11 protein-coding genes and 1 tRNA gene are annotated in these 12,399 nt (G+C 68.3%); 1 reads left to right on the top strand and 11 read right to left on the bottom strand.

Annotated features, from left to right (window positions below; genetic code table 11):
- The 10 genes from AC6EKW_RS05630 to AC6EKW_RS05585 all read right to left on the bottom strand — a co-directional run bounded on the left by AC6EKW_RS05630 (position 1) and on the right by AC6EKW_RS05585 (position 9,711).
- Positions 1 to 993: a ribose-phosphate diphosphokinase gene (locus AC6EKW_RS05630; RefSeq protein WP_273888365.1), complete on the bottom strand. Its 993-nt coding sequence runs from the start codon at positions 991 to 993 to the stop codon at positions 1 to 3.
- A 12-nt stretch (positions 994 to 1,005) separates the two neighbouring features.
- On the bottom strand, positions 1,006 to 2,394 hold the full coding sequence (gene glmU / locus AC6EKW_RS05625) for a bifunctional UDP-N-acetylglucosamine diphosphorylase/glucosamine-1-phosphate N-acetyltransferase GlmU (RefSeq protein ID WP_273888364.1): 1,389 nt from the start codon (positions 2,392 to 2,394) through the stop codon (positions 1,006 to 1,008).
- 64 nt (positions 2,395 to 2,458) lie between these two features.
- Positions 2,459 to 2,532 (bottom strand) — tRNA-Gln (locus AC6EKW_RS05620).
- Between the two features lie 54 nt (positions 2,533 to 2,586).
- Positions 2,587 to 3,357 carry a 16S rRNA (adenine(1518)-N(6)/adenine(1519)-N(6))-dimethyltransferase RsmA gene (gene rsmA, locus AC6EKW_RS05615; protein WP_273888363.1) on the bottom strand — a complete coding sequence of 257 codons (771 nt, stop codon included), beginning with the start codon at positions 3,355 to 3,357 and terminating at the stop codon, positions 2,587 to 2,589.
- A 3-nt stretch (positions 3,358 to 3,360) separates the two neighbouring features.
- Complete coding sequence (locus tag AC6EKW_RS05610; RefSeq protein ID WP_273888362.1) at positions 3,361 to 4,122, bottom strand: TatD family hydrolase; 762 nt, start codon at positions 4,120 to 4,122, stop codon at positions 3,361 to 3,363.
- A gap of 55 nt (positions 4,123 to 4,177) precedes the next feature.
- Complete coding sequence (gene rsmI / locus AC6EKW_RS05605) at positions 4,178 to 4,984, bottom strand: 16S rRNA (cytidine(1402)-2'-O)-methyltransferase (RefSeq protein ID WP_273888361.1); 807 nt, start codon at positions 4,982 to 4,984, stop codon at positions 4,178 to 4,180.
- A 4-nt stretch (positions 4,985 to 4,988) separates the two neighbouring features.
- Positions 4,989 to 5,924 carry an ROK family protein gene (locus tag AC6EKW_RS05600; protein ID WP_273888360.1) on the bottom strand — a complete coding sequence of 312 codons (936 nt, stop codon included), beginning with the start codon at positions 5,922 to 5,924 and terminating at the stop codon, positions 4,989 to 4,991.
- 24 nt (positions 5,925 to 5,948) lie between these two features.
- A complete protein-coding gene (locus tag AC6EKW_RS05595) occupies positions 5,949 to 7,610 on the bottom strand; it encodes a single-stranded-DNA-specific exonuclease RecJ (protein ID WP_273888359.1) in 1,662 nt (553 codons plus the stop codon).
- Positions 7,611 to 7,668: 58 nt separating this feature from the next.
- Positions 7,669 to 8,940, bottom strand: coding sequence for a phospholipase D-like domain-containing protein (locus AC6EKW_RS05590; protein WP_273888358.1), 1,272 nt, complete (start codon positions 8,938 to 8,940; stop codon positions 7,669 to 7,671).
- Between the two features lie 15 nt (positions 8,941 to 8,955).
- Complete coding sequence (locus AC6EKW_RS05585; RefSeq protein ID WP_273888357.1) at positions 8,956 to 9,711, bottom strand: YcjF family protein; 756 nt, start codon at positions 9,709 to 9,711, stop codon at positions 8,956 to 8,958.
- A gap of 122 nt (positions 9,712 to 9,833) precedes the next feature.
- Here AC6EKW_RS05585 and AC6EKW_RS05580 point away from each other — a divergent pair, with 122 nt between their 5' ends.
- Complete coding sequence (locus AC6EKW_RS05580; RefSeq protein WP_273888356.1) at positions 9,834 to 10,928, top strand: sigma-70 family RNA polymerase sigma factor; 1,095 nt, start codon at positions 9,834 to 9,836, stop codon at positions 10,926 to 10,928.
- A 199-nt stretch (positions 10,929 to 11,127) separates the two neighbouring features.
- Here the strand turns inward: AC6EKW_RS05580 and AC6EKW_RS05575 are convergent, their stop codons facing one another.
- Positions 11,128 to 12,372, bottom strand: a complete 1,245-nt coding sequence (locus AC6EKW_RS05575) for a S41 family peptidase (RefSeq protein WP_273888355.1) — start codon at positions 12,370 to 12,372, stop codon at positions 11,128 to 11,130.
- Between the last annotated feature and the right edge of the window lie 27 nt (positions 12,373 to 12,399).

Below are 12,399 nucleotides of genomic sequence, written 5' to 3'. Positions count from 1 at the left end.
CTAGAAGAGCTGGTTCTCGCCCATGAAGACCGCGCTCACCGACTCGTCGGTGAACACGTTGCGTATCGTGCTGGCCAGAATCGGGGCGATCGTCAGGCGCTTTATCTTCCCCGAGGTCTTCCCCCGCTTCGGAGGGAGGGTATCGGTCACCACGACCTCCTCTATGGGAGAAGCCTCTATCTTCTCGTAGGCCGAACCCGAGAACTCCCCGTGGGTGGCCGCGGCCCGGATGTCCCGCGCCCCCTCCTGCACGAGCCTCTCCGCCGCCCCGACCAGCGTCCCGGCCGTCCCGATCACGTCGTCTATCATGATCGCCCGCTTGCCGGCCACCTCCCCTATGACGTGGGTGACCTCCGACTGGCGGGCGGCGTGCCGGGTCTTGCTCAGGATGGCCCAGGGGAGCTCCAGATGCCCGGCGAAGGCCTTGGCCATCTTCACCTCCCCCGTGTCCGGGGCCACGACCACGGCGTCATCAGCCCCCCTGAAGCCCGCCTCGACGAAGTAGTCGACGAAGGTGTGCATCGCGGTCAGGTGGTCGACCGGGAAGGAGAAGAACCCCTCGATCTGCCCGACGTGCAGGTCCATCGTCATCACCCGCTCGGCACCGGCCGCCGCGATCAGGTTCGCCACCAGCCGCGCGGAGATCGGCTCGCGCGGTTTGGTCTTGCGGTCCTGGCGGGAGTAGGCGTACCAGGGGATGACGGCCGTGATCCGCTTCGCCGAGGCCCGGCGCGCCGCGTCGATCATCACCAGAAGCTCCATCAGGTTCTCGTTGACCGGTTCCCCGAGCGACTGGATGATGAAGACGTCCGCCCCCCGTACGGACTCCAGGTAGCGGGCGTAGACCTCCCCGTTGGGGAAGGTCTCCAGCTCGACCTCGCCCAGGGGTACGTCGAGACGTTCGGCGATCCGCTCGGCCAGCTCGGGATATCCCCGGCCCGAGAAGAGCATCAGCCGCTTCTCGGTGGTCTGAGTCAGGTATCCGTTCTCCATACGCGTCCTGCCCTATTCCTCCTCGCCAGCCTCACTCTTCTCACCACCCGCCCCGGAGATGTCCCGGATCGCGCGGGCCGGAGCACCGACGGCGAGCTTGCCCGGCGGCACGTCCTTGTTCACCACGCTCCCGGCCCCGAGGTAGGAGCCTCTCCCTATTGTAACCGGGGCGATCAAACTCGTGTTGACCCCCGTGAAGACCCCGTCCTCTATGCTGGTCTTGTTCTTGTTCTTGCCGTCGTAGTTGGCGGTTATCGTGCCGGCGCCGAGGTTGACGCCCTCCCCGATCTCCGCATCCCCCACGTACGAGAGGTGCGGGACCTTGCTCCCGCGTCCGACGCGGCTGTTCTTCACCTCGCAGTGCGCCCCGACCTTCGAGCCTTCCTCGAGCACCGTCCCCGGACGCAGGTAGGCGAAGGGTCCGACGACCACCCTGTCCCCGATCTTCGCCCCCCGCCCGACGGAGTGCTCGACGACCGCCCCGTCCCCCACTATCGTGTCCGAGAGGTCGGAGAAGGGGCCTATCACACAGTCCGATCCGACCTTCGTCCTGCCCCTGAGGAAGGTGCCCGGCAGGATCACCGTGTCCCGCCCGATCTCGACCCCGGCTTCGATGTGCGTGCTAGCCGGGTCGCGCACCGTCACCCCCTCGCGCATGTGGGCGTCCAGGATGCGCCGACGGAGGATCTCCTCCGCCCGGGCCAGGTGCGAGCGGTCGTTGACCAGGTTGGCCTCCTCCAGGTCCTCCAGAAGGTAGGTCACGGCCCGCGCCCGCCGGCCGATGATCTCCAGCGCGTCGGTCAGGTAGAGCTCACCCTGCTCGTTGTCCGCCTCGAGGAGCCCGATGGCCCGCCTTATCTCTCCGAGTTCGAAGGCGTACAGCCCCAGGTTGACGAGCCTTATCTTCCTCTCTTCCTCGCTCGCGTCCCGCTCCTCGACTATCCGCACCACGCCGGCGTCCTCCATCACCCGCCCGAGACCGCTCGGGTCGGGCAGCTCCGCGACCAGCACCGTCGCCCCGACCCCCGCCGAGCGGTGCCGCTCGACGAGCCCCATGAGCGTGCGCGCGGAGATGAGCGGACCGTCGCCGTTGACGACGAGCAGAATCCCTTCCTTCTCCTCTATCGCCTCGAGCGCGACCCGCACCGCATCCCCTGTGCCGAGCTGCTCGCGCTGCAGGACCGGTTCGGTGTCGGGCGGGAGCACCTTTTTCACCTCCTCCGCCTGGTGGCCCACCACGACGAGGAGCCGCTCGGGAGAGAGGGGTCTTATCGCCTCTATCGCGTAGTTGACCATCGGAACCCCGCACAGGGTGTGCAGGACCTTGGCGCGGTTGGATTTCATCCTCGTTCCCTTGCCCGCCGCCAGGACCACGGCGAAGATGGGACCTCGATGCGACATGGGGCCTCCGCTGCTCAAAAGAAGTTCTCCTCGTTGCCCTAAGACCCGCAAAAGCGGCGTCGTGTGGCTGGGGCGGCAGGATTCGAACCTGCGATCCCGGGACCAAAACCCGGTGCCTTGCCGCTTGGCTACGCCCCAAAACCGGGCCTACTCCCGAACGCGAGCGATTATACCGGAAGGCGCCTCGGGCCGTCAGCTGCTCGATGCCCGGTGGAGCGCGGCGAGCTCTTCGGGCTGAAGCTCCTCGGCCCTGACATCGGGATGACGGCCGAGCTCCCGCAGGGCCGCCTCTGCCCGGATGCGGGCCTCACGCGGCAGGTTGTTGACGAGCCGCTTGCGCCGGCTGGAGAAGACCGCGAGGACGAACTCTTTGATCGCCTCGTAATCCTCCGGCCTTTCCCTGCGCCGCACCTCCACGACGGCCGACCAGACTCGCGGCGGCGGCTCGAAGACGGATGGGGGGACGCGGTGGACGATCCTCACCTCCCCGAGCAGCTGCACGAGCACCGCGTAGGCCGCGTAGTCTTTGCTCCCGGGTCGGGAGGCCATCCTCCTCGCCACCTCGAGCTGCACCATGAAACGCATCCACCCGACGAAGGGCGCCTCCTCGAGCAGCCTGAGGACGAGCGGGGAGGCGATGTTGTACGGCAGGTTGGCGGCGAGACGGTTCGGCAGAGGCCGGAGGGTGGAAAAATCCATGCGCAGGGCGTCGGCCCGGTGGACGATGACGTTCTCACGATCCCTCACGGCTTCGCGCAGCGCCGGGATCACGTCCCGGTCCAGCTCCACCGCGTGCACCAGTCGCGCCCTCTCGGCCAGGAAGGCCGTGAGAAAGCCCCTGCCGGCCCCGATCTCGAGCACCACGTCCTCCGGCGTGATCCCCCCGGCGACGACGCGGGCGGTGTTCGGGTCTTTGAGGAAGTGCTGCCCGAGGCGCTTCTTGGGCCTCCCCGGTCGCGTCAAACGCTATTTGACCTCCGGGGGCAGCCCGAACAGACGCCGGGCGTTGGCCGTGGTGGTGCGCGCGATCTCCTCCTCCGGCACCCCGAGTCGCTCCGCGACGAACCGGGCGGTGTGGACGACGTTGGCCGGTCGGTTCCTCCTGCCGCGCACCGGACGGGGACTCAGGTACGGGGAATCCGTCTCCAAAAGGAGGCGCTCCGCGTCGATCAGGTCCAGCACCCCCGCCGTCCGGCTGTTTTTGTAGGTGACGTTGCCGGTGAGGCCTATGTAGTAGCCGCGCTCCTTCGCCTCCTCGACCTCTCTGCGTCCCCCCTCGAAGCAATGGAGCACGACCGGCACCCTCGCCCCCGAGAGCAGCGACATCACGTCCTCGAAGGCCTCGCGACAGTGGATGACGAGCGGCATCCTGAGGTCGTTGGCGAGCGAGATCTCGTCCTCGAAGAGCGCCCGCTGGGCCTCGCCGGTCTCCCGGCCCCGGTAGTAGTCCAGCCCGACCTCGCCGATGGCGACGACCCCCGGCGACTCGGAGAGCTCCGCCACGGCCTCCAGGTCCGAGGCCGTGTAGGCATGTGCGTTGTGAGGGTGGATGCCGACGGTGGTGCAGACGTGGGGCAGCGCAGCGGCGAGCGCCACCCCTTTCCTGGAATCTTCCGCATCGGTCCCGATGTTCACCACCACCCCGACCCCGGCACCCCTGGCCTCCTCCACGGCCTCTTCGGGGGAGACGTCGAGCATGAGGAGATGCGCGTGGGAGTCTACGAGCATCCGGGACCTGTCTCTCCGGTTCTCATGGCAAGGGAATTATACAGAGAGAAGCTCATCACCCCTCCCTCCGGACCAGCCGGTCGTAGACCTCGCCCCTGCTCACCCCCCTGCCGCGCGCGGCGCGGGAGGCGGCGCGGGATGGGCTCTCCCCCTGCGAGACATACCACCGGGCGTCCGCGAGCGCCTCCTCGAGATCGTTCCCCCCCACCCCCTCCCCACCCCGCACCACGACCACGACCTCGCCCCTCGCACCCGCGGCGAAGCGCTCCGCGGCCTCCTTCGCCGTGCCCCGGAAGACCTCCTCGTGCAGCTTGGTGAGCTCCCGGCAGACGGCGACCGGGGCCTCCGGGGGCAGCTCCTCGAGCGTCCTGGCGAGGCGGTTCGGGGACTCGAAGAGCACGAAGGTCGCCCTCTCCCGGCGTACCTTCTCCAGCAGCTCCTCGCGCCCCCTCCCCCTGCGGGGCACGAAACCGGCGAAGATCACCACGTCGGCCGGCAGCCCGGAGACGGCGAGCGCCGTGGTGAGCGCCGAGGGGCCGGGGAGCGCCTCGACCCTTACGCCCGCCTCGATGCAGCGGCGGACCAGCCGGTATCCGGGATCCGAGACGAGCGGCATCCCGGCGTCGGAGACGAGCGCCACGATCTTCTCGCGCGCCTCGCGGCAGAGCCTCGGGGCGAGCCGGTCTTCGTTGTGCTCGTGGTAGGCCAGAAGCCGGTTCTCTATGCCGTGACGGGCGAGGAGCCTCCCGGTACGCCGGGTGTCCTCGCAGGCTATGACGTCCGCCTCGCGCAGGACCCTCAGGGCGCGCAGCGTTATGTCCTCCATGTTGCCTATCGGGGTCGGTACGACGACGAGCGGCATCCCGCTACGCCTCGTCGAGGATGTAGCGGCCGGTCTTTGGGTCGCGGGCGAGCGCCGCCGCCCCGAACATCCCCGACTCGGGGCCGAGGGTGGCCCCCTTGACGACCACGAGGTCGCGCGAGGGAGGACGGGCCCTCAGACGCACCTCCTCGCGCGCCGGCCCGAGCAGCGGCTCCCCGGCGTCGACGGCCCCGCCCCCTATGGCGACGACCTCCGGGTTGAAGACGTTGACGAATGATGCGAGCCCCATCCCGAGCCACCGTCCGGTCTCCGCGAGCACCGCCAGCGCCCCCTCGTCGCCCGCGGCGGCCAGGCGGCTCACGTCCTCGCCGACGATCTCACGCTCCATCGCGAGCTCCGCGAGCGCCGAGCCGGGATACCTGGCGGCGACCTCCCTCGCGCGCCTCCCGATCGAAGTCCCGGAGGCCATCACCTCCAGACATCCGCGGTTGCCGCAGGCGCAGCGCGGCCCGTCGGGGAGCACGGTCACGTGTCCGAGCTCCCCGGCGGCCCCCTGCGCGCCACGCAGGAGGATGCCGTGCGAGATCACACCCCCACCGATGCCGGTGCCGAGCGTCACCATCACCAGGTGCTCGACCTCGCGACCGAGCCCGAAGCGCAGCTCGCCCCAGGCTGCGGCGTTCGCGTCGTTCTCGACGGTCAGCGGAAGCCCTATCCTGGGCTCGAGGACCTCCTTGAGGGGTATCCCCTCGACCGCGTGCAGGTTCGGGGAGTAGACCACCCGGTTCTCCCGCTCGGAGACGAACCCCGGCACTGAGAGGCACACCCCTCCCACCTCGAAGCCCTCCCGCACCTCGTTTATCGCGCGGACGAGGGTCGAAAGCAGAATCTCCGGCGAGGAGGAGGTGGGATAGCGTACCCGGCTGAGCGCCTCGCCCTGTGGGGTTATGACCCCGGCGGCGATCTTGGTGCCTCCCACGTCCACGCCGACGGCGTTCAGGGGCTACTTCCTCCAGTCCAGGATCTCGATCTCGGCCCCCCCGCCGTAGGCGCTGCGGTAGACGGTGTAGGCGGCCTCGAAGGGTCCCTCGGGCAGCGCCTCGGGCGGGGCGGCGAGCCTCGCCGACGGTCCGTCCTTCACCCTGAGGAGGTACATCCCCTCCCAGAGCCGCCGGACCCCCTCGACCACGAGCCCGCTGCTCACGAAGAGCGGCCGGCGGTTGCCGCTCCCGAAGGGAGCCAGCCGCTCGTGCCAACCCAGGAAGCCGTTCGAGAGCGCGGAGAGCGGTACCTCGGCCTCAACCTCCAGCGCGGGCTCGAAGATCTCCGGGTTGGCCTCGTGCTGGGCGCGCACCGCCGCGTTGACCCCGCGCGAGAACTCCTCCAGCCTGCCCGGCTTCACCGAGATGCCGGCGGCCTTGCGGTGTCCGCCCCACTCGCCCATCAGGTGCCGCACACACAGAAGCGCCCCGTAGAGGTCCACGTCGGTCTCCCCGGCGCGGGCCGACCCCCCGTAGGAGCCGTCGGCCCTGCGGTTCAGGACTGCCGCCGGGCGCGCGGTCGCCGAGGCTACCTTCCCCGCTATGAGCCCGGCGATCCCCCCGATCTCCTCCGTGATCACCACCTTCAGATCCTGCTCCGGGTCGACCTCCGCGAGCGCGAGCTCGACCGCCCGCTGCGTCCTGCGCTGGCGCTCCGCGTTCAGATGATCGAGCTCCGAAGCTATCCGGGCCGCCTCCACGCGGTCGCGGGTGAGCATCAGCTTCAGCGCGGGCGTGGGGTCCTTCATCCTCCCGATGGAGTTGATCCTGGGCCCGATGCGCCAGCCGAGGTCCTCCTCGTCCAGAGCACCCCTCACCCCGGCCACGTCCACCAGGGCCCGCAGCCCGGGGCGGATGCTCCTTTTACGCAGGCTCTCGTTCAGGTAGCGCAGCCCGGTGCTGGCGAGCGCCCGGTTGTCTCCGACGAGCGGCGCTATGTCCACGATGGTCCCGAGCGCGACCAGGTCGAGCGAACCCTTGAGGAGGCGCTTTCCCTCTTCGGATCCCCCGAGCTCCCTCGCCACGGCCCACGCGAGCTTCCAGGCCACCCCGACCCCGGCGAGCGGGTCCTCCGGGTCCCAGAGCTTGGGGTCTAGCACCGCGACGGCCGCCTCCGGCGGGTCTTCGGGCGGGATGTGGTGGTCGCTCACGATAACGTCCATCCCCAAAGACGCCGCGAGCTCCACCTCCCTGCGGTTCGAGATGCCGCAGTCGGCGGTGATGAGGAGGTCGACCCCCTCGGCGAAGAGGTCCCTCACGTAGGGCTCGAGCAACCCGTAGCCCGTCTGGCGGGTCGGGAGCCTGACGAGCAGGTTCTCCGTGTAGCGCGAGAGCGCCTCGTAGAGCAGCGCCGCCGAGGTGATGCCGTCGGTGTCGTAGTCCCCGAAGATGCCTATCCGCTCCCGGTCCTTCACCGCCCGGGCGATCCGGCGGGCCGCCGCGATCCAGGGCTCCTCCTCGGGCCTGCGCACGGTCAGGAGCGAGGGGGAGAGGAAGGAGGACGCCTCCTCCGGAGGTACGTCGCGGTTGGCGAGCACGCGGGCGCAGAGGGCGTCGATTCCCTCCAGCCGTTCGAGCTCCGCCACGAGCCCCTCCTCCGGCTCGAGCATACGCCAGCGCGCCAAGATCGGTTCCTCCCCTGTGACGAGGATCTTCCTTCCGGGCGATTATACAGAGCCTCGCTCAGACCAGCGGGCTCAGGGAGGCGAGCGTGCGCTCGACGGCCTTCGCCGGCAGCGGCCTTCGCTCCCAGGCCTCCAGCGTCAGCTCCTCGGCGTTCGTCTTGTCCAGCTCGAACATCCGCTCCATCTGGGCGGCGAAGCGGCGGCTGTAGATCTCCAGGTTGATCTCGTAGTTGCCGAGCATGCTGAAGCGGTCTATGTTCGCCGTCCCGACGGTCGACCACACCCCGTCTATGGTCGCGGTCTTGGTGTGGATCATGAGGTCCTTGTAACGGAAGATCCTCACCCCCGCCGCCAGCAACTCGTAGAAGTGGCGTCGGGCGAGCCAGTCGGCCGTGACGTGGTTCGAGTGCTCGGGCAAAAGGATCTGCACGTCCACCCCCCGCGAGGCGGCCTCTATCAGGCCGGCCTTGAAGGCACGGTCGGGGACGAAGTAGGCGTGGGTGAGGTAGATGTGGTGGTTGGCCCGGTCTATCGCCTCCAGGTACATCGCCCGGATCGGGAAGATGCGCAGGTAGGGGTCGTTGCGACGGAGCAGGATCTCCGGCCTCCAGGAACGCTCGCGGCCGGGCTTTATCGGTGGGAGATCGCCGGTCCTGTGCGCGTTCCAGAAGTCTATGAAGGCGTTCTCGAGCTCGTACACCTCCTCGCCGCGCACCCGCAGGTGAGTATCCCGCCAGCTGCGGGCGTAGAGCCCGCCTATGTTGTATCCGCCCACGAAGCCGACCCGCCCGTCCACGCAGAGTATCTTGCGGTGGTCGCGGAAGACGTTGCGCGGGTCCACGAGGCTCGCCGGGTGGTCGAAGGGCCGGAAGTGCAGGGTCTTTATCTCCTTCGGGAAGCGCTTGAACTGCGCCGGAACGACCAGGTTGGCGAACCCGTCGAAGATCACGTAGACGTCGACCCCCTCGCGCGCCTTGCGCGCGAGGGCCTCCACGAAGCGCCTGCCGAGTTCATCGCCCTTCCAGATGAACGTCTCGAGGAAGACGTGGTCCTCCGCCGAGGCGATCTCGGAGAGCATCTCCTCGTAGAGCCTCACGCCGTAAGGGAAGAGCTTGAGCCTGCTGCCGCCGGACTCGACCTCGACCTCCGGCTGCTCCTCCCAGGGGAAACCCTCGTGCGGCCCCTCCCGGCGTTTTCTCAGCTCGCTCATCACGGTGAGCGTGGCGAGCGTGGCCGCCTGTACGCCGGCGAGGGCGAGCCCCGAGCGCACCGCCACCCGGCGCAGCCCGGAGAGGCCATCCTGGAGGGCGTGGTTCAGGTGGGAAGACATGCCGGGATCATACCATCAGCGCCGCCGCAGCCGGGCCGAGATCTCCTCCGCCTCCCGCTTCGCCCGACGCCAGATCTCGTCCCGCTCCCGCTCGGAGAGCTCCCGCTTGCCGCGCTCGAAGTAGAGGATCGCCGCCCGGCCCATCGCGAGCGTCCCGGCGTACCCGATCGTCCCGGCCGCGGCCCACCCGCCCACCGGCACCAGCTTGACGGCCTGCCGGGCGAGCGTGCGCAAACCTACACCCGCCGCCAGCACCCCGGCGAGCTCCCGCGCCCTCTCCAGCGAGAGCTCCTCGCCGTGAGCCGCCGCGATCATGAGCACCATCCGGGCCTGGTTGGCGGTCATCACCGGCATGTCCGCCCCGGGGATGGGCAGCGCCCCAACCACCGCGTTCTGACGGGCGTTCTTGCGCACCACCTCCTCGCAGACCGCCCGTCTGAACGCGGGGTACGAGCGCCCCAGCGAGACGAGGTGCTCCTCGTCCACGGCGCGCACGACGTGCGGTACGAGCTCCTGGCGCACCGTCTCTCCAGAGAGCCCGGAGAGCGAGAGCTTCCGCTCCCCCTCCACCGCCGGGCCGGAGACCGTGACACCTCCGTCACCGTCGACCGAGATCACGATCCCCGCACCGCGCCCGCTCCTCCCGGCACCGATGGCCCTCGCGATCCTCTCGGCCGCCCCGGCCTCACCCACCACCCCAAGCTTGACGTCACCGCTGGCTGCGCGGCGGGATTCCCCCCACGCCCGGTATATGTTTCTCAGGCCGTGCAAAAACGCCCCTCTCATCCGTGGACGAGCACATGTTAAATTGATCTTTGGCCTTTTTCAGATATATTACGTAGCAGCAACACGAGGGTTGCAGTCCAGAGAAGGAAGCTCAGAGGGGTTCTACCTTGCAGCCTCATCGCGATCTGCGGGATATAGAGGAGGTTCGGGAGCTCTTCGAGGCCGGGCAGCAGGCCGGGGCGCTGGAATCGAGCGAAGTGCTGGACCTCCTGCAGGAGGTGGACCTCTCCACCGAGGAGATACATCGAGTCTACAGCCTCCTCAAGGACCAGGGGGTCGAGATCGTCGACTCCGAGTTCATCGAGGAGACGATGAAAGAGGACGAGGACGCCAAGCTCGTAGAAGAAGTATTCGAAGGAGACCTCAAGAGCCGCTACACGGGCGACACGGTCCAGATGTACCTCGACGAGATCGGCAAGACCCCGCTGCTCACGAAGTCGCAGGAGATCTACCTCGCCAAACGCATCGAGCGCGGAGACGAGAAGGCCAAGGCGCATCTGACGCGGGCGAACCTGCGTCTGGTGGTCTCGATAGCCAAGAAGTACGCCGGCCGGGGTGTCTCGCTGCTCGATCTCATCCAGGAGGGCAACATCGGGCTGATGCGGGCGGTCGAGAAATTCGACTACCGCCGCGGCTACAAGTTCTCCACGTACGCCACCTGGTGGATCAGGCAGGCCGTGACCCGGGCGATAGCGGACAAGGGCCGCACCATCCGCATCCCGGTGCACATGGTCGAGAAGATCAACAAGTACTACCGCGTCCAGCGCAACCTGGCGAGCGAACTCAACCGGGATCCCACCGACGCCGAGATCGCCCGGGCGATGGACCTCGACGTGGAGGAGATAGAGCACATCCGTCAGGTCTCGCGGCGTTCGATCTCTCTGGAGACCCCGGTCGGCGAGGATCACACCTCCGAGCTCGGGGACTTCATCGCCGACGAGGAGTCGGAGTCACCGCACGACCTCGCGCGGTCCTCGTTGCTGAAGGCCCGCATGAGAGAGGCTCTGAACGGCCTCCCGGAGAGGGAGCGGCAGGTGCTGGAGTACCGCTTCGGCCTCACCGGAGGCCAGCCGAAGACGCTCGAGGAGGTCGGCGAGCGCTTCGACGTGACGCGCGAGAGGATCCGCCAGATACAGCTCACCGCGCTGGCCAAGATAAAGAGCGGGCCGCACGCGCCGGGGCTCAGGGATCTCCTCGACTGAGCGCCCGCCGCCGGGCATCACCTCCTCGAGGTGAGCGTGCGGTTCAGGACGAAAACGGCGATGACGGCCACGATTATGAGCCCTATCAGGATCCATATAGTCAGGTTGCCCATGGTCCGTTGACCTCCGCTCCTACGGTTTTCTCACCCTGCACCATCATCCTACCCGAACCTTCCGGGGAGATGCACGCCTCGCTCTCTCATCCCGGCCGGGAAACCAGTTCGTCGTAGGCCCGCGCGAGCTGGGGATCCTTCCGCAGCGCCTCCTTCGGGCTCACGTGCTTGAGCTGGGCGGGGATGATCTGGCGGTCGCCTTTACCGAGCTTCACGACGACGTTCGGCTCGATCCCGCTCTTGCGGATGAAGTCCCCGTCGGGGGTGAGCCACTCGGCCACGCCGAGCAGGATCGCCGATCCGTCGCTCATGCTGTATTCCGCGAGCACGGTCCCGGTGCCGAACGTCCTCGTACCGATCACCTTCGCCCGTCCGTCGTCCCGCAGCGCTCCGGCGAGTATCTCGGCGCTCGAGGCGGTGCCGTGGTTCACCAACACTGCAAGCGGGGCCTTTACGGGGTGGGAGCCTCCCGGTACCCGGATCTTCTGACGGGCCCCGGAGGAGTCCTTGCGTATGTAGACGACCTGCCCGGGCTCGAGGAACACACCCGCCGCCTGCACCGCCTGGTCCACCTCTCCACCGGGATTGTCCCGCAGGTCAAGGATGAAACGCCTCGCCCCCGCCGCTCTCGCCGCCTCGACGGCCTTCCTCAGCTGTGAAGCGCTGTCCTTGGAGAACGACGAGAGCCTCACGTCGGCGACGTGGTCTCCGAGCAGCGCCCAGGAAGCCGCCGGAACGTTGACCTCCTCACGCCGCAGGGTGTAGGTGTGCAGACCGTTTTTGCGCTTCACGGTGATCTTCACGGTCGTGCCCTTCGGCCCCCGAACCCTTCTGGCGACCTGCGAGAGGTCCTCCCCCCGGACGCTCGTGCCGTTCACGGCCACGATCACGTCCCCCGGCCGTATGCCCGCCCTCGCCGCCGGGGAGCCGTCTATGGGGGCGACGATGACGGCGCGCTTGCCCTTCTGCTCGAGCTGGATGCCGACGCCTACGTACCTCCCTGAGAGCTCCTGTTGGTTGCTCTTCACCTCCTCGGGGGTGAGAAAGCGGGTGTGTCCCCTGTCGCCGAGCGTGTTGAGCATCGCCTGGATGGCCGCGTAGGTCATCTTTTTCGGCTTTATCGCGCTCTGCTCGACGTAGTGGTTGCGGACGATGTTGAGCGCCTGGGCGTAGAGCTTCACGCTGTTCTCCTCGCCGGGGCTCATCCCGGCCGGACTCTGGGAACGCCCATAGAGGTAGGCACCGACCACAGCGGCGACGAAAAAAAGGACCAGCACGACGTACCGCGCGGGAAGGCGGCGCCGCGAGCCGGTCCTGAACTTGCCTCTCACGCCCTGATTCTAACTTCCCCGGCGCCC

Source organism: Rubrobacter sp. M3-4 (assembly GCF_059772285.1).
This window is presented reverse-complemented; position numbering and strand designations above follow the sequence as displayed.